Here is a 15,970-nt window from a genome sequence, read left to right on the forward strand (position 1 = left end):
AAACCCAGAAAGCCGACGCCGCTCCGGCTGTGGTTGATCCAGCCTGATTTCATTCACTCGCCAGATCATCGGCACACCCTTGAATTCAGCTACCCGATGAAGGCGAGCGGCCTCTGGCTCTCCCATAAAACCCAGAAAGCCGACGCCGCTCCGGCTGTGGTTGATCCAGCCTGATTTCATTCACTCGCCAGATCATCGGCACACCCTTGAATTCAACTACCCGATGAAAGCGAGCGGCCTCAGGCTCTCCCAGAAAACCAATGCCGCTCCGGCTGTGGTTGATCCCGCCTGATTTATCCCTTCGATTTGAAGTTTGCAGCTTCGATACCGTGCCGATTCAATAACTTGTAAAAATCGGTACGGTTTCTGCCCGCCATGTTGGCCGCTAGGGTCACGTTGCCCTCTGTGGTGCGCAGCAGGCGGATCAGATACTCCTTCTCGAACTCGGCCCGCGCCTCGTTGAACGAGAGCATGCCGCCGCCGCCGCCACTCAGGGCTGACTCCACCATGGAGACCCCGATCACCGGGCTGCAACAGAGGCTGGCAAGCTGCTCAACCACGTTGCAAAGCTGGCGCACGTTGCCGGGCCAGGCGGCGGCAGCCAGCATCGCCAGCGACTCCGGTGAAAAGCCCATGGCGGCGCAGTCGCTGTGACGGCTGCGGTAATCATCGAGGGCCTGCCGGGCCAGCAGGGGGATATCCTCACTGCGGGCACTGAGGGATGGCAAGGTGATGTTGGCAACGTTGAGACGGTAGAAGAGATCTTCCCGAAAGCGCCCCTCCTCCATCGCCTTGACCAGATCCTGATGGCTGGAGCTGAGCACCCGCACCTCAGGCGTGCCCTGACCGTACTCCTCCATCACCTGCAGTAATTTGGCCTGCAGGGATTCGGAAAGGCTGCCGATCTCGTCGAGAAACAGGGTCGCCCCCTTGGCCTGCTCGAACAGGCCGGAGTGGCCATCTTCGCCAAACAGCTGCAAGTCGAGTGAGGCCCACGGAATGGCGGCACAGTTGATGGTATGGATCGGCTGGTTGCGACGATGACTGGCCTGGTGCAGTGCCAGCGCCATGGCCCCCTTGCCGGAACCGGATGGTCCCATGATCAGCACCGGCACCTCCATGGTGGCAATGCTGTGAGCCTGGATCAACAGCTGTTCCAGCTGGGGATTACGGGTCAGGATCAGCGACTGCCACTCCTGCTGCTGTTTCGGCCGCGTCAGGCTCAGAGCGTGTTCAATGGTGGCGAACAACTCATCCTTGTTGATGGGTTTGGTCAAAAAGCTGAAGACCCCGGAACGGGTCGCCTGAATGGCATCGGGAATGGTACCGTGGGCGGTCATGATGATCACCGGCAAACCCAGCCACTGGGCCTGGATCCGCTCGAACAGCGCCAGCCCGTCCATGCCCCCCATCCGCAGATCGCTCAGCACCAGATCGGCCCGTTGCTGACGCAGCCGGTCGAGGGCCCCTTCTGCACTGTCGGCGGTATCCACCTCATAACCCTGACTACGCAGTCGCAAACTCATCAGTTTGAGCAGACTGACATCGTCATCCACCAACAAGATCCGGCTCATGGAATGACCTCACGGCTCTCGTTCAACTTGCGCTGGTTGAGCTGGTCGTCGATGGCGGTCAGCTGTTCGATCTGACGACGCAGTCGCTGGACCTCTTGCCGCTGATCATCCCGACGGCTGTCGCGCACCAGCAACTGCTCGCCAAGGGCGATCCAGCTGCGCAAAAAGGCCTGCGCATCGAGACCCAGCTCGGGCAGCATCTTCTTCAGGCGTGCCAGACCGGCGGTACGATTGGCCACCGATTCGGCGGGGTGGGAGTCCACCATCGCCAGACTGACCCGACTCTCCAGATCGTCGGCACCTTTCAGCCGCTGACGCTCCTGTACCCGCTGCTGGGGGTGGCTGGCCAGCAGCCAGTCAGAGTATTGCAGGCGTACCTGCATCTCTTTATTGGCAAACTCCATGCGCTTGGAAAAAGCGATATCGGAGGAATCCCGCGGCTCCTGTTGCGGCAGCAAGGTGCAACCCGCAAGCAGTCCTGCCATCAGGGCTGGAAATACCCGTTGTATCTTCATAGACCTCATTTCAACGTCAACCTGAAGCAGACATCCGCCTGCTCATCCTGTACCAGAACCAGTTCCCCCCCCAGACTATGGGCAGACTCGCGGGCGATGGAGAGGCCCATGCCTGAGCCTTTCAAAACCCCTTGCCGCACTGTGCTGCCCTGCTCGAAGGGTTCAAAAATACGTTGCTGCTCAGCCTCGGGGATCTTTGGCCCCTCGTTGGCCACTTCCAGCCAGCTCATCTGTTCGTCCTGCCCTGCCCTGATCCAGATATTACCCTCGCTGGCGCCGTAACTGACCGCATTGGAGAAGAGGTTATCGAGGATCAGTCGCAGCCGATAGGGCTCCGCCAACAGTGTCACTGCGCTGGTCGGCAAGTGTACACAGATCTGCTTGGACTCCAATGCCAGCCGGTACTCTGCAGAAAGTTCCGACAACATCGGCAGCAGGGGGACGGGCTCCAGTTCGAAGGCCTCCTGCTGGCTGAGCCGGTTGAAGTCGAGCAGCCGCTCGATCAGGGTCTGCAGACGGCGACTGCTCTCATCGAGCATCTGGCAGATCTCCAGCTGATCCGGCGTCAGCGGCCCGACCAGCTGCTCGCAGAGCAGATCCGACCCCTCCCGCAGCACTGCCAGCGGGGTCTTGAGCTCGTGAGAAACATGGCGCAGGAACTGGTACTTCTGCAGCTCCAGCGCCTTGAGTTTGTCGTGCAGCCAGAGGATCCGCTCCCCCAGCACCACCAGCTCGGCGGGGCCATCAACCGGGTCAGGATCGGGCTCGACCCCGGCCCCCAGGCTCAAAATGCGCGACTCAATCTGTCGTACCGGGTGGATGATGAGGTAAGTGAAGATAAAGACCAGCAGCAGGCTGATCACCGCCACAAAACCGCTCACCCACCAGAGCTCCCTGGTCAGCCCGTTGATGGTCACCTGCACCCAATCCATGTGTTCATCAACCCGGCTGCGGGTGACCATTTCAAGCTGCTTGTTGGCATCGTTGAACTGCTCGAGCTTGTCGCCCGCTACCGCCACCCGGGCCAGCGCGGCATCCTGCAGGCTGTCGAGCCAGGCAAGCCCCTGATCGAGCCCGCTGTAGAGCTGACCGTCGGAGATGGAGTTGCGGTGTTCTGCCAGCAACACCCGATAGCCATCGAGTTGCTGCTGATAACTGGTGAGACTGCGGCGATCCCCCAGCACCGCGAAGCGGCGCAAGGTGCGTTCGATATCGATGGCTTGCGCCGTCAGCAGGGTGGCGCGGCGGGTATCCTTGACCGCCCGCTCCATCTCGTCGCTGGTGAGCTGGCTGAGGTTGGCAAGGGCAGTGCTGTTGTGCCAGATCATGCCGCCCAGCGGCATCAATACCAGCACGAATCCCATCAATACCACCTGCAGCAGGGAGCGTGGGCGAACCTTGGTCATCATCTATTCTCTTGCATTCTCACCGGTGCGCCAGCATAGCCGCAGCGCCCCAAAAAACAAAACCGGCCAACGGGCCGGTTTGGATTATCTGGATTGTGGTGATTCACGCCAACGCGACAGAGGCCAGACAGATGGTCAGGATCATCGCCAACGCTCCCGAGGCGGTCAACAGCGCCCATTTCAGCTCCACACTCATGCAAACCTCCTTTCTGCCAATCAGTGCCGGATCACAATAGATAAGATAATGTTACGCCATAGTTAATCCGATAACCGTGAGCTGCGTATACATTTCAGATGAGCCCAACCCCGGGAAGGTGAGCATGTTCTATCTGTGTAGTATTGGTTCCAATCTTGACCCACACACCCATGTCAGCCGCGCGCTGGCCGAGCTGTTTGCGCAGGTCGGCCCCCTGCAGCTGAGTTCGGTAATCCGCACCAAGCCGGTGGGAATGCACTCCAGCCACGACTTTCTCAACTGCCTGCTGGTAGTGGAGAGCCCGCTCGATGCCGCCCGCCTCAAGCAGCACTTTGTCGCCCTCGAGGTGGCTCACGGCCGGGATCGCAGCGATCCGCTCTGCAAGGTGCACGATCGGCCGCTCGACATCGATATTCTGGCCAGCAACAGGAGCGGTGACTTTGCCACGGCAGAGGTCGATTCCTATCTGGCGGAGCTGCTGGCTGAGCTGTACGGCCATGGCGAGGTACACGACCCCAAGGTAGCACTGCAAGTAACGATCCCCGGCCCGTCGGGCAAGCTCAAGCCCGGCAAGGGCTTGCTGACCCGGCAGGTTGGGCTGGGGCCGCGGGTGCTAGGCGAGCCTTCAGAGGGTGGCCAGAGCGCGCCCGCCATCCACCTTGATGCTGGCCCCCGTCATATAACTGTTCCCCACCAGTAGCTGCACCGCCTGCCAGATGGGCTCAAGCCCCCCCTCCCGCGCCAACGGTGTTTTCGCCAACACCTGCTGGCGCCAGCTCTCGTCATGCTCGTCGAGAAACAGGATCGGCCCCGGCTCTATGGTGTTGACCCGCACCGTGGGCGCCAGCTCGCGGGCAAAGCTCATGGCCAGCGAATGGGCGCCCGCCTTGGTCGCCACATAGCTGGCAAAACGGGGGGCCGGGGCATGGATATAGATATCGGTGATGTGAATGATGCTGGCGTTGGCATTGCTTGCCAGCCGGGGCGCCAGCGCCCGGTTGAGCTGGAAGGGGGCCGCCATGTGCACCCGGTAGAACTGCTCGAACTGGGCCAGCTGCGCAGCCGGATCGGCTGCCTGCGGCTCGAAGGCCGAGGCGTTGTGGATCACTAGCGCCAGATCCTGATGGGCCGCCAGCACGTCGATCAGCTTGCCGACCTCCGCCTCGCAGGCAAAATCCGCCTGCACCAGCTCAACCCCCAGCGCCGCCAGCGTGGCCAGCTCCGGCCGCTCGCTGCGATAACTGCCGGTCACCTGCCAGCCCGCCGCCACCAGCTGTTCACAGAGATAAAATCCGAGTCGACGGCCGCAGCCCGTTACCAATGCACGCATACGATCTCCTTTCCCTTTCATGGTCTTGCATGAACGAAGCCCGCCTGCCAGAGGATCACCGCCGATGTCCGGTGCCTATCAATCCCTGCGGCACAAGCCATTGGTCGCGGGCCACCCGGCCGCGTCATAGTGGCGGCATCCCCCTCTTGCGGAGTTACCACCATGCTGAAAGTGCACCACCACATGGGTCGCCTGACCCACTCCCTCACGGCTGAGCTCGGCCTGGCCGAGGCGCTGGATCGCCTGCATCAATCCGGCCTTGGCGGCCTGCCGGTGCTGGATGAGCAGAAACGGCTGATCGGCTTTCTTTCCGAACAAGACTGCATTCCCAGCCTGCTCACCGGCAGCTACCACTGCGATACCCGCACCCAGGTGGAAGACATGATGAACCGCACGCCCCTCTCGGTCGGGCCGGATGACAGCATTCTGGAGCTGGCCCGCCAGATGGCCGATGCCAAGCCCAAAATCTACCCGGTGCTGCAACAGGGCAAGGTGATCGGCATCATCAGCCGCCGTCAGGTGATGCAGGCCCTCAACCAGCAGATGAAGGTGTGCCAGCAGACCTAGATCTGGTAACGCCCCTTGTCACCAATATCGAAGTGCAGGGGCATCCGCCACTTGGCCAGCGCCAACAAAGTCAGCAAGGCCCCGCAGACCAGCGCTACCAGCGCGGCGGCCCACTCCACTTGCAACCACTCCAGCAGCCACAACAGCGGCAGCAGCACGGGCACTAGCTTGATACCGGGAATGGCAAAGCAAAACTGCTCCTTGAACGCCAGCCCGGAGAGGGTCGCCAACGCAGCCCCTAGCACCAGCGCATCCGGCGCCCCTACCGCCGCCAGCACCAGCGCCCCCCAACCAAATCCCTGCAGGATCAGGCGAATCCGCTTGTCGTAGATATGCAGCGAGAAGCCGCAGATAGCGCTTGCCACTGCCAGCGACATCAACCATTGTGCCGACGGAAGCAGTGCCATCCCGCTCAGCAGCGCCGCACCGCGGCAAAGCAGCAACAAGGCTGCCGCACTCAAGCCAAGGCGGTAGAGCGAGACGGTCAACTTGTCGATCCCGTCCAGCGGGCTCTCGATTTCAGGATTTGCCATAAACAGTCGCTTCTAACGGATCAGGTGCCATCCAATATACTGGAATCAGGTCTTGGAATATCTTCAAACGGGCTCAGGAGACGTAGTTTGCGTGTGATCCCCCTGTTTTGGTTGCTGTTTCCACTCGGATTGCCCGCCAAAGAGCTGGTGATCTGCGGCACCATGGAGCCCCCGCTCAAGTTTCTCGATGCCGATCAGAAACCCCGTGGACTCGATATCGACATCGTCACCGCCATCTTCGACAAGCTGGAGACGCCTTTTAGGATCGAGCTGGCCGACTCCGGCGCCCGCCTCACCCGCAACGCCGAAACCGGCGCCTGCGACCTGGTGATGACCCACTCCTACAAGGCAGAGCGGGAGAGTTATCTCATCTATCCCCAGCAGGCCCATCTTCGCCACAGCTGGCACTTCTTCGTGCGCAAGGCGGACCTGTTGAAGATCCGCTACGAGACGCTGGCCGACCTCAAACCCTGGCGCATCGGGGTGACCAAGGATTTCTCCTACACCCCTGAGCTGACGGCGGCGATGACTGACCCGACCTATCAGTTTCAGGAGATCACCATGAACCAGCTGCAACTGCGCAAGCTGCTGGCTGGGCGCATCGATACCGTGCCCATGCCGCTGGTCACCGCCTTCACCCAGATCAGGGAAGAGGGGATGGAGGGCAAGGTCGACTACCTGCCCAAACCGCTCAAGAGCAGCCCCTACTTCAACACTTGGGCCCGCGCACGGGCGGATGCACAGACCCCCGCCCTGATGGCAGCCTATGATGCCGAGCTGCTGCGCATGAAGCGCAACGGCAGCCTCAAGACCCTCTACGACAAGTACGCCATCCCCTATATCGAACCCTGATCAACCGGTCAGGGCTTCACATCCCGCAGGATCGGATTCTGCAGCGAGATCAGGGTTTCGCTCGGGAGGTGGATCTCTAGGCCACTCTTTATGCAGCCCGACTCAAGGTTTCACGTCCCGCAAGATCGGATTCTGCAGCGAGATCAGGGTTTCAGTGGACTGGATCTCGTCGATGGTCTGGATCTTGTTGATCAGCACAATCTGCAGTTCATCGATGGAGCGGGTCATCACCTTCATGAAGATGCTGTAGTGACCCGTGGTGTAGTAGGCCTCCACCACCTCGTCCAGCGCCTGCAACTTGGCCAGCGCCGAGGGGTAATCCTTGGCACTCTTCAGATTGATCCCGATAAAGCAGCAGACGTCGTAACCGAGCTTCTTCGCGTTCACCTGCACCCGCGTCCCCTCAATGATCCCCGCCTGCTTCATCTTCTCCACCCGCACATGGATAGTGCCTGGGCTGACAGCCAGTTGTTTCGCCAGTTCGGCGTAAGGGATCCGCGCATTCTCCATCAGAGCGGTGAGGATGGCCTGATCGAGATTATCGATCCGGTAATTTTCCGGCATTTTTTTGCACTCCCGTTGACGATACCTCATTAAATAACGGCTTATTTTGAAGAAAAAAACACACAAAGCCTATTTCTATTATCGAATATTGAATTTAGTAGTCATTCCGTTGAAGAATCACCACATCCAACGGGGTTTGAAACAGGAATTCAGCATGAAACAGCACTACATTCGCAGCCAACAACAGATCAGCTTCGTCAAAGAGATGTTCTCCCGCCAACTCGCCCAGCAACTGGGCCTGATGGAGGTGCAAGCCCCCATTCTGAGCCGGGTCGGTGATGGCACTCAGGACAACCTTTCTGGCCACGAGAATGCAGTGCAGGTCAAAGTGAAAACCCTGCCGGAGCACAGCTACGAAGTGGTGCATTCACTGGCCAAATGGAAGCGCCAGACCCTGGGTCGCTTCGGGTTCGGCCCTGGTGAAGGGATTTACACCCACATGAAGGCACTGCGTCCGGATGAAGACAAGCTCACCCCCATCCACTCCGTCTACGTGGATCAGTGGGACTGGGAGAAGGTGATGCCGAGCGAGCGCCGCGATCTGGCCTATCTGCAGGAGACAGTCAGCGGCATCTGGGCCGCCATCAAGGCCACCGAGCGCGCGGTCTGTGCCGAGCATGAGCTGACCCCTTTCCTGCCGGCCGAGATCCAGTTCCTGCACAGCGAAGAGCTGCTGACCCGCTACCCGAACCTCGATGCCAAGGGGCGCGAACGCGCCATCGCCAAAGAGCTGGGAGCCGTGTTCCTGATCGGTATTGGTGGCGCCCTCTCCCACGGCGAGCGCCACGATGTCCGTGCCCCGGACTATGACGACTGGAGCAGCCACAGCGAGCTGGGTCTGGCGGGTCTGAACGGTGACATTCTGGTGTGGAACCCGGTGCTGAAAGACAGCTTCGAGATCTCCTCCATGGGGATCCGGGTCGACGCCGAGGCACTGCGCCGCCAGCTGGCCATCACCGGCGACGAGGATCGCCTGCAGTACGACTGGCATCAGGATCTGCTGGCAGCACGGATGCCGCAAACCATCGGCGGCGGCATCGGCCAATCCCGTCTGGCCATGCTGCTGCTGCAAAAAGAGCACATCGGGCAGGTTCAAGTCGGTGTGTGGCCATCCGAAATGAAAGCCGCCATCCCGGGCATGCTGTAAACGCGTTGATTTCATCGGTCTGGCCCGCAAGCTGTGTCACGCGGGTCAGCCCTGAAGGTGTGTGGCGGTGCGGACTGAACGAGCGCAGTCCGGACATGCTGTAAGCCGTGTGGTCATCCCTGATGACCCGCGGCGAAACCGGGGCTTGCCCCTGCGACCCGCTCAACCCACGCAAGGTCGCATCACTACATTCCTCCCGGCAATCTTCGGATTGCCGTTTTTTTATGCAGGAAACCGGTATTCGAATCCTGCGCCAATCTGGGTCTGCCGTGGTAAGCCTGCTTTGCCGGTGCCGTGACAAGCAAACAAGCACTTGCCGCCTTTTTGTCCTGTCTATTGCCGGGCTTTGTATATGCTCAAATCATATCGATGTGGAGATAGTCCCATGGTGTGGCAGCAGTCTTGGCGAAAAACGTGGCAACGAGCATGGCTCTATTGCGGGGTCATTCTATCTGTGTGTTTGGCCAGTGGATCGTGGGCAGATGAGCCACCAACCCTGACACTGCTGGCAGAAGTGTGGCCCCCCTATATGATGCTGGATGACAGGGGCGAGCCGGTGGGCGCCGATCTCGATCTGGCACGCGCCGTACTGCACCAGCTCGGTTACCGCACAGAGGTAAAGGTGCTGCCCTGGAAGCGGGTACTGCAGCAGGCCCACCTCCAGCAGGGGGATGCGGTGCTCGACATTTTCTTCGAATCCTCCCGCCAGCAGTGGCTCCACTATCCCGAAGAGCCGCTCTCTTACAGCGGCGAAGTGCTCTTCTATCCGGCGGCTCGCCCGGTGGATCTCGAGCAGATCTCCGACCTCAAGGGGCTGAGGATCGGCATTCAGGCCGACTACGCCTATAGCAAGGCATTTCTGACCGATCCCGGAGTGATCCGGATGCCGATGACCGGTGAGGGGAATGCCGTTAAACAGCTGCATCTGATGATGGCTGGCCGACTGGATGGGGTGGTACTCAACGAGCGGGTCGGGCGCTATCTGCTGCATACGCAGGGGCTGCAGGATCAGGTGCGCCATCACCTGTTCCCACTGACGGATGATAACCGCAACTTCCTCGCATTTACCCACAAGCCCGGCCACGATCAGCTGGCTATCCGCTTCTCGGAGGCACTCAAACTGTTCAAGCAGACCCCCGCCTATCAAGCGCTGCTGGCTCGCTATCACCTCTGATTGGCCACTGCGTCTGTGCGTGGCTTCACAATTTTTCGCACTTTGTTAAAAGGCGGGCATAATGGTGTGCAAAAAGGGGATGCCGCTCAACATTAGTTGATCTTGTTGATAGTAGAATCAACTGCGGTTTACTCAAAGTTACTCATATATGTCCACAGCAGCCACCACTGACCACATCAATGCGTTAACGGATGAAGAACGCCATCTGATCGCCAGTTTCGAACCGGCCGTCGAGGCGTTGGCAGCCCTGTTTGGTGCCGGCTGCGAGGTAGTGCTGCATGCCTTCGATAATCTGGATGCCTCAGTCATCAAGATTGCCAACGGCCATGTCACTGGCCGTGGCGCGGGGGCTCCCGTCACCGACTTTGCCCTCAACCGCTTGCAAGGAGAGTCCGGTAGCCAGTGGAGCAGCTACTTCAGCCGCACCCGCGAGGGGGCGTTGATGAAGTCCTCCTCCATCACCATCAGCAACCGGCTGGGCAAGCCTATCGGTATGCTCTGCGTGAACTTCAGTCTGAATACCTCCCTCGGTAGCCTGCTCGATACCTTTGCGCAGCCTGCCGCACCGGCGCAGCTCAATAACGAAACCTTTGCCAGCTCGGTGGACGATCTGGTGACCCAGGTGATTGAGAAGGTGGATCAGGACAGTTCACTCGCCAGCACGGTGCGCAATAAGGAGATAGTGACCCGGCTCTACGACATGGGGATCTTCGAGATCAAGGAGGCGGCCCAGCTGGTCGCCCGGATGCTCGGCATCTCCCGTCATACCGTCTATTTGCACATCCGCAATCACAAGGCGGACCTGAACAAGCCATAACGGCCTGCGGGCGCCATGAACATGAGAAACACTGCAATGAAAGCACAATGGACCGACTTTATTACCCTGCTCAAGCGGGAAGTGGTACCGGCCCTGGGCTGTACCGAGCCAATGTCGGTCGCGCTGGCGGCGGCCAATTGTCGCAAGCTGCTGGGGGAAACTCCGACCCGCATCAGCGTCTGGGTCAGTGGCAACCTGTTCAAGAACGGCATGGGCGTCGGGGTGCCGGGCACCGGCATGATCGGCCTGCCGGTGGCGGCGGCAGTCGGTATCACCGGCGGTAATCCCGATGCCGGGCTGGAGGTGCTCAACACCTTGACGCCAGAGCAGGTCGAAGCGGCCAAACTGCTGTTGCCCTGCATTGCGGTGGATGTGAAGGATGTGCCGGACGTGCTCTATGCCGAGGTACTGGCCGAGGTCGAAGGCCACAGCGCCCGGGTGGTGATCTGTACCGACCACACTCGCATCATTCTGATGGAAAAGGATGGCGAGGTGCTGATGGAGCAAGACAGCGCGCCCGGGGTGCAGATCCAGCCCGCCAAATCCGCCAAGCCAACCATGACCTTGCAACAGATCGTGGAGTTTGCCCTTGAAGTGCCGCTGGCCGAAATCGACTTCATCAAGGCGGCAGCCACCATGAATCAGGCACTGGCAGATGAAGGGCTGCACGGTTACGGCCTGCAGATCGGCAAGATCCTCACCGAACAGGTAGAGCGCAAGCTGCTCTCCGACGACCTGATGACCCTGGCGATGCGCCTCTCCTCCGCCGCTTCCGATGCGCGGATGGATGGCACCATGCTGCCCGCCATGTCCAACTCTGGCTCGGGCAATCAGGGCATCGCCGCCACCATGCCGGTGGTCGCCGCCGCCCGCTTCCTCAAGGCGAACGACGAGCAACTGACCCGGGCGCTTGTGATGAGCCATCTGGTGGCTATCTACATCAAGACCTATCAGAACAAGCTGTCGGCCCTCTGCGCCGCCAGTACCGCCGCCATGGGCTCCGGTGCGGCCATCACCTGGCTGCTGGGCGGTCAGTATCAACAGATCAGCCACTGCATCAACAACATGATTGGCGATGTCTCCGGCATCATCTGCGATGGCGCGGGCAGCGCCTGCTCCATGAAGGTCTCCACCTCCACCTCGGCGGCGGTGAAGTCCTCGCTGATGGCGATCAACAACCTGCATGTGCCCCAAAGCGAAGGGATCGTCTCCGATGACGTGGACGAGACTATTGCCAATTTGGGCCGCCTCTCCAAAAAGGGGATGCTGGATACCGATATCGAGATCATCAACATCATGCGAGCGAAACAGCAGAAGCGTTGAGTTCGCGCTAAGGGGGCAACAGACCCCCTTTGTCATGTCAGGACGGGTCAGGCCGTCTGACACTACGGTTGCCAGGACAAGCATGGCGCTTGTTCTTATTTCTCGGGCGTAAGCCCGCTTTTTGGGGAGTCATACCATGACATTCAGCGTTATCGGTAATCTGGCCATCCTGGCCATGTTGCTGTTCTTTCTCTACCGGTTACAGCAAAAACATGTGAGCTTCACCCGCCGGGTGTTTGCCGGTCTGGGCCTGGGTATTCTGTTCGGTGCCGCTCTGCAGCTGCTCTATGGCGCCGGTTCACCGGTCATAGTCCAGACCATCGACTATCTGGATATCGTCGGTGGCGGCTATGTGAAGCTGCTGCAGATGATCATCATCCCGCTGATCATGGTCTCCATCATCAGCGCTATCTTGAAGCTCAATGGCGGTACCGCCCTTGGCAAGATCAGCGCCATGACCATAGGCGTGCTGATCTTCACCACCGCCATTGCCGCCGGAGCGGGCATCCTGATGTCCAACCTGTTCGGCCTGACCGCCGAAGGGCTGACCTCCGGCGCAGCCGAGAGCGCCCGTGGTGCTGCGCTGCAAAGCTCCCTTGGTAGCGTCGAGAGCATGTCTTTTGCCAAGATGATGCTGGAGTTCATCCCTGCCAATCCCTTCCTCGACATGACAGGGGCGCGCAAGACCTCCACCATCGCCGTGGTGATCTTCTCCATCTTCATCGGCATCTCTGCCACCGGCATCGCTCGCAAAAAGCCGGAGATCTTCGCCAGTTTCGGTCACTTCATCGCCGTGGCTCACGCCATCGTGATGCGAATGGTGACCCTGGTGCTGCGCCTGACTCCGTTTGGCGTGCTGGCGCTGATGACCAAGGTGGTCTCTGGCTCCAACTACACCGACATCATCAACTTGCTTAGCTTCGTCATGGCCTCTTACGGTGCCATCGCTATCATGTTCGCGGTACACCTGCTGCTGGTGAGCATGGTTGGCATCAACCCGCTGCGCTTCCTCAAGAAGATCACCCCGGTGCTGGCCTTTGCCTTCACCTCGCGCACCAGCGCGGGCTCCATCCCGATGAACGTGCAGACCCAGACCAAGTCACTGGGTATTCCGGAAGGGATCGCCAACTTCGCCGCCTCCTTCGGTTCCACCATCGGCCAGAACGGTTGTGCCGGTATCTATCCGGCGATGCTGGCGGTGATGATTGCTCCGACAGTCGGGGTCAACCCGATGGATCCCGGCTTCATCATGACCCTGATCGCCATCATCACCGTCAGCTCCTTCGGGGTGGCCGGGATTGGTGGTGGTGCTACCTTTGCCGCGCTGATCGTGCTCTCCGCGCTGGACTTCCCGGTGGCGCTGGCCGGTCTGCTGATCTCCATCGAGCCGCTGATCGACATGGGCCGCACCGCACTGAACGTCTCCGGATCCATCACCGCAGGGACGGTCACCAGCCGCCTGATGGGCGAAACCGACATGCATGTGTTCAACAGCGATCACGAAGTGAGTCTGGACGGCGAAGAGTCCACCGTCTGATTTGCTGTCGGTTGATCTGTGCGTGGAAAGGGGTGACCCTTTCCCGCCATAGACCGCAGGGAGGGCATGCCCTCCCTGCGCCATTGAGAGGAAAAACTATGAGAATTCTGATCATCGGTGGCGAAGCCGCCGGTATGAGTGCGGCGGCCAAGGCGCGCCGTCTGGCCAAAGATGCCGAAATCGTGGTGTATGAGGCCTCCGAGGTGATCTCCTTCGGTGCCTGCGGCCTGCCTTACTTCGTCGGTGACGAGTTTCAGGAGCCCGGCTACATGGCCGAGTTCACCCCCGAGCAGTTCGCCGCCAAGGGGATCGAGGTCAAGATTGACCATCGGGTGCTGAGCGTCGACGCGGCTGCCCAGACCCTGCAGGTGGAGCACAACGGCGACACCTTCACCGATCGCTACGATCGGCTGATGATCGCCACCGGTGCCCGCGAAGTGATGCCCCCTATCCCCGGCTTGCAGCAGCAAGGGGTATTCGGTCTGCGCCGGATGGCCGACGGGCTGGCGCTGAAGGCCGCGGTGCAAGACAAGAACAATCGCCGCGCAGTGGTGATTGGCTCCGGCTTTATCGGGCTGGAAGTGGTCGAGGCGCTGGTCCATCAGGGCAAAGAGGTGCGCCTGATCGAGCTGGCGGATCGGGTCATCCCTGATGCGTTTGATGGCGAGATCACCCAACACATCGAAACCGAACTGCGCGAGCAGGGGGTCTCTCTCCATCTGGGTGAGCGAGTTGAAGCGCTGCTGGGGGGTGGCCGGGTCACCGGCGTGCACACCAGCCAGGGCGAGTACGAGGCCGATATCGTGGTGGTCTGCACCGGGGTCAAGCCCAATACCGAGTTTCTGGCCGATACCGGCATCGAGCGGCTCGGCAACGGCGCCATCAAGGTTGACCGTCAGGGGCGCAGCTCGCTGGCCAACGTCTGGTCGGCCGGTGACTGTGCCAGCGTCTGGCACAGCGTGAAGCAGCAGCAGGTCTATGTGCCGCTCGCCACCATCGCCAACAAGCTGGGCCGCATGGTGGGTGAGAACCTGGCCGGTGCCGAGCAGGAGTTCCCGGGCACCCTCGGCTCTGCAGCGCTCAAAGTGCTGGGGCTGGAGGCAGGCCGAACCGGTCTTTCCGAGCAGGAAGCCAAGGCGATGGGCATCGACTATCGCACCGTGGTGATCAAGGACAAGTGCCACACAAACTACTGCCCGGGTCAGTCTGACATCCACGTCAAGCTGGTCTATGAGGCGGGCAGCAAGCGGCTGCTGGGCGGCCAGATCCTCGGTCGCAAGGGGGCGGTACACCGCATCGACGCGCTGGCGGTGGCCATCACCATGGGGGTGACCACCGAGCAGCTCGGCATGCTGGACTTCGCTTATGCCCCACCCTTCTCCCGCACCTGGGATGCCCTGAACGTGGCAGGCAATGTAGCCAAATAGCCGAACAGTAATGACGGCGCATCAGCTGCGCCGTCAGCCAATTTATCCGCAGACCGCGGTAGTCTGCGAATAAATTGCAGGCATAAAAAAACCGATGCCTTGGCATCGGTTTTTTGTTACCGGTTCATTCACATTACTCAGCCACGGCCGAGGCGATTGTCCGGGTAGTTTTTTGCCAACACTTCACGGGCATTCTTGGCCAGCTGCGGCATCTTCAGGGTCTCGTAGGACTCGACCATGATCTCCAGCGCCGCCTCGGTTTCAGCGGTGTCGGGATAAGTCTCGACAATCAGCTTGGCCCGGTTGGCCGCTGCGACCAATGCATCACGCTTGACGTAGTACTTGGCCACACTCAGGTCATATCTGGCCAAGCGATTCTTCAAGCCAGTCATGCGAGCGCGCGCATCGGCGGCATAGACGCTGTTGGGATAATTCTGCAGCAGGGTCTTGAAATCCTGGAAGGCCTGACGGGCATAAGCCGGGTCTTTGTCGTCCCGATCGATTCCGAACAAGTCCTGGAAGAAATTATAATCCGCCGCCATGTTGGTCAGGCCGCGCATATAGAAGACGTAATCGATATTTTTATGCGCCGGATTAAGGCGGATAAAACGGTCGATATTGGCGATCGCCTGAGCGGTGTCATCCTGCTTGTAGTAGGCATAGATAAGGTCAAGCTGAACCTGGTTAGAGTAAGCACCGAACGGATAACGAGAGTCCAAAGCCTCAAGTAATTCAGTAGCTTGCACGTAATTACCAACATCCAGTTTGAGGCGTGCTTTCTGGTACAGGGTCTCCGGCGGTTCGTCGGGTACCTTGGGTTTGGTGCTGGAACAGCCCGTGATCAAGGTAGCGACCAAGGCGAGCGACATCAGCAGGTGAGACTTCTTTCCCATCAACAACATCCGGTCCATTTCCACGAAATTGGCAAAGTATCCGTTATGCTTGGCTAAAAGAAAAGCTAGAATACCCTGATTATTTCGAATTGATACCCCCCGCTCAAGAGACCAT

17 protein-coding genes are annotated in these 15,970 nt (G+C 59.9%); 9 read left to right on the forward strand and 8 right to left on the reverse strand.

What is annotated here, in order from left to right; translation table 11 throughout:
- Positions 1 to 293: 293 nt before the first annotated feature.
- The 4 genes from CK911_RS15950 to CK911_RS15965 all read right to left on the reverse strand — a co-directional run bounded on the left by CK911_RS15950 (position 294) and on the right by CK911_RS15965 (position 3,691).
- Positions 294 to 1,574, reverse strand: coding sequence for a sigma 54-interacting transcriptional regulator (locus CK911_RS15950; RefSeq protein ID WP_098971163.1), 1,281 nt, complete (start codon positions 1,572 to 1,574; stop codon positions 294 to 296).
- Entirely contained in the window at positions 1,571 to 2,089 is a 519-nt protein-coding gene (locus tag CK911_RS15955; RefSeq protein ID WP_042017954.1) for a hypothetical protein, read from the reverse strand. The genes CK911_RS15950 and CK911_RS15955 overlap by 4 nt, the downstream gene beginning before the upstream one ends.
- 5 nt (positions 2,090 to 2,094) lie before the next feature.
- Positions 2,095 to 3,495, reverse strand: coding sequence for a HAMP domain-containing sensor histidine kinase (locus CK911_RS15960; protein WP_098972733.1), 1,401 nt, complete (start codon positions 3,493 to 3,495; stop codon positions 2,095 to 2,097).
- 103 nt (positions 3,496 to 3,598) lie between these two features.
- A complete protein-coding gene (locus tag CK911_RS15965) occupies positions 3,599 to 3,691 on the reverse strand; it encodes a YnhF family membrane protein (RefSeq protein ID WP_005341891.1) in 93 nt (30 codons plus the stop codon).
- Positions 3,692 to 3,815: 124 nt separating this feature from the next.
- Between CK911_RS15965 and CK911_RS15970 the strand changes: the two genes are divergently transcribed.
- On the forward strand, positions 3,816 to 4,391 hold the full coding sequence (locus CK911_RS15970) for a 2-amino-4-hydroxy-6-hydroxymethyldihydropteridine diphosphokinase (protein ID WP_098971165.1): 576 nt from the start codon (positions 3,816 to 3,818) through the stop codon (positions 4,389 to 4,391).
- Here CK911_RS15970 and CK911_RS15975 read toward each other — a convergent pair.
- The gene (locus CK911_RS15975) at positions 4,317 to 5,021 is read right to left on the reverse strand and encodes an SDR family oxidoreductase (protein WP_098971167.1); all 705 of its coding nucleotides are present in this window, start codon (positions 5,019 to 5,021) and stop codon (positions 4,317 to 4,319) included. The two genes, CK911_RS15970 and CK911_RS15975, sit on opposite strands and share 75 nt — an antisense overlap.
- A gap of 162 nt (positions 5,022 to 5,183) precedes the next feature.
- Here CK911_RS15975 and CK911_RS15980 point away from each other — a divergent pair, with 162 nt between their 5' ends.
- The gene (locus CK911_RS15980; RefSeq protein WP_098971169.1) at positions 5,184 to 5,588 is read left to right on the forward strand and encodes a CBS domain-containing protein; all 405 of its coding nucleotides are present in this window, start codon (positions 5,184 to 5,186) and stop codon (positions 5,586 to 5,588) included.
- On the opposite strand, the gene CK911_RS15985 is transcribed toward CK911_RS15980, so the two are convergent.
- Positions 5,585 to 6,121 carry a DUF2301 domain-containing membrane protein gene (locus CK911_RS15985; RefSeq protein ID WP_042017958.1) on the reverse strand — a complete coding sequence of 179 codons (537 nt, stop codon included), beginning with the start codon at positions 6,119 to 6,121 and terminating at the stop codon, positions 5,585 to 5,587. The genes CK911_RS15980 and CK911_RS15985 overlap by 4 nt on opposite strands.
- Before the next feature lie 87 nt (positions 6,122 to 6,208).
- Between CK911_RS15985 and CK911_RS15990 the strand changes: the two genes are divergently transcribed.
- Positions 6,209 to 6,973, forward strand: coding sequence for an ABC transporter substrate-binding protein (locus tag CK911_RS15990; protein ID WP_098971172.1), 765 nt, complete (start codon positions 6,209 to 6,211; stop codon positions 6,971 to 6,973).
- A 102-nt stretch (positions 6,974 to 7,075) separates the two neighbouring features.
- Here the strand turns inward: CK911_RS15990 and asnC are convergent, their stop codons facing one another.
- Positions 7,076 to 7,537, reverse strand: coding sequence for a transcriptional regulator AsnC (asnC, locus tag CK911_RS15995; RefSeq protein WP_033135290.1), 462 nt, complete (start codon positions 7,535 to 7,537; stop codon positions 7,076 to 7,078).
- Positions 7,538 to 7,691: 154 nt separating this feature from the next.
- On the opposite strand from asnC, the gene asnA reads away from it, so the two are divergent.
- From asnA to CK911_RS16025, 6 genes are all read left to right on the forward strand, one after another.
- Positions 7,692 to 8,684, forward strand: coding sequence for an aspartate--ammonia ligase (asnA, locus tag CK911_RS16000; protein WP_098971175.1), 993 nt, complete (start codon positions 7,692 to 7,694; stop codon positions 8,682 to 8,684).
- Between the two features lie 385 nt (positions 8,685 to 9,069).
- Entirely contained in the window at positions 9,070 to 9,858 is a 789-nt protein-coding gene (locus CK911_RS16005; RefSeq protein ID WP_098971177.1) for an ABC transporter substrate-binding protein, read from the forward strand.
- Positions 9,859 to 10,006: 148 nt separating this feature from the next.
- On the forward strand, positions 10,007 to 10,675 hold the full coding sequence (locus CK911_RS16010; protein ID WP_098971179.1) for a transcriptional regulator: 669 nt from the start codon (positions 10,007 to 10,009) through the stop codon (positions 10,673 to 10,675).
- Between the two features lie 21 nt (positions 10,676 to 10,696).
- Positions 10,697 to 11,998, forward strand: a complete 1,302-nt coding sequence (locus tag CK911_RS16015; RefSeq protein ID WP_172954036.1) for a serine dehydratase subunit alpha family protein — start codon at positions 10,697 to 10,699, stop codon at positions 11,996 to 11,998.
- Positions 11,999 to 12,134: 136 nt separating this feature from the next.
- Positions 12,135 to 13,535 carry an L-cystine transporter gene (locus CK911_RS16020; protein WP_042017965.1) on the forward strand — a complete coding sequence of 467 codons (1,401 nt, stop codon included), beginning with the start codon at positions 12,135 to 12,137 and terminating at the stop codon, positions 13,533 to 13,535.
- Between the two features lie 98 nt (positions 13,536 to 13,633).
- Positions 13,634 to 14,962: a CoA-disulfide reductase gene (locus tag CK911_RS16025; protein WP_098971184.1), complete on the forward strand. Its 1,329-nt coding sequence runs from the start codon at positions 13,634 to 13,636 to the stop codon at positions 14,960 to 14,962.
- Between the two features lie 137 nt (positions 14,963 to 15,099).
- On the opposite strand, the gene CK911_RS16030 is transcribed toward CK911_RS16025, so the two are convergent.
- Complete coding sequence (locus tag CK911_RS16030; RefSeq protein WP_042017967.1) at positions 15,100 to 15,855, reverse strand: outer membrane protein assembly factor BamD; 756 nt, start codon at positions 15,853 to 15,855, stop codon at positions 15,100 to 15,102.
- Between the last annotated feature and the right edge of the window lie 115 nt (positions 15,856 to 15,970).

The sequence above is a fragment of the Aeromonas sp. CU5 genome, assembly GCF_002586745.1.
Lineage (GTDB): Bacteria > Pseudomonadota > Gammaproteobacteria > Enterobacterales > Aeromonadaceae > Aeromonas > Aeromonas sobria.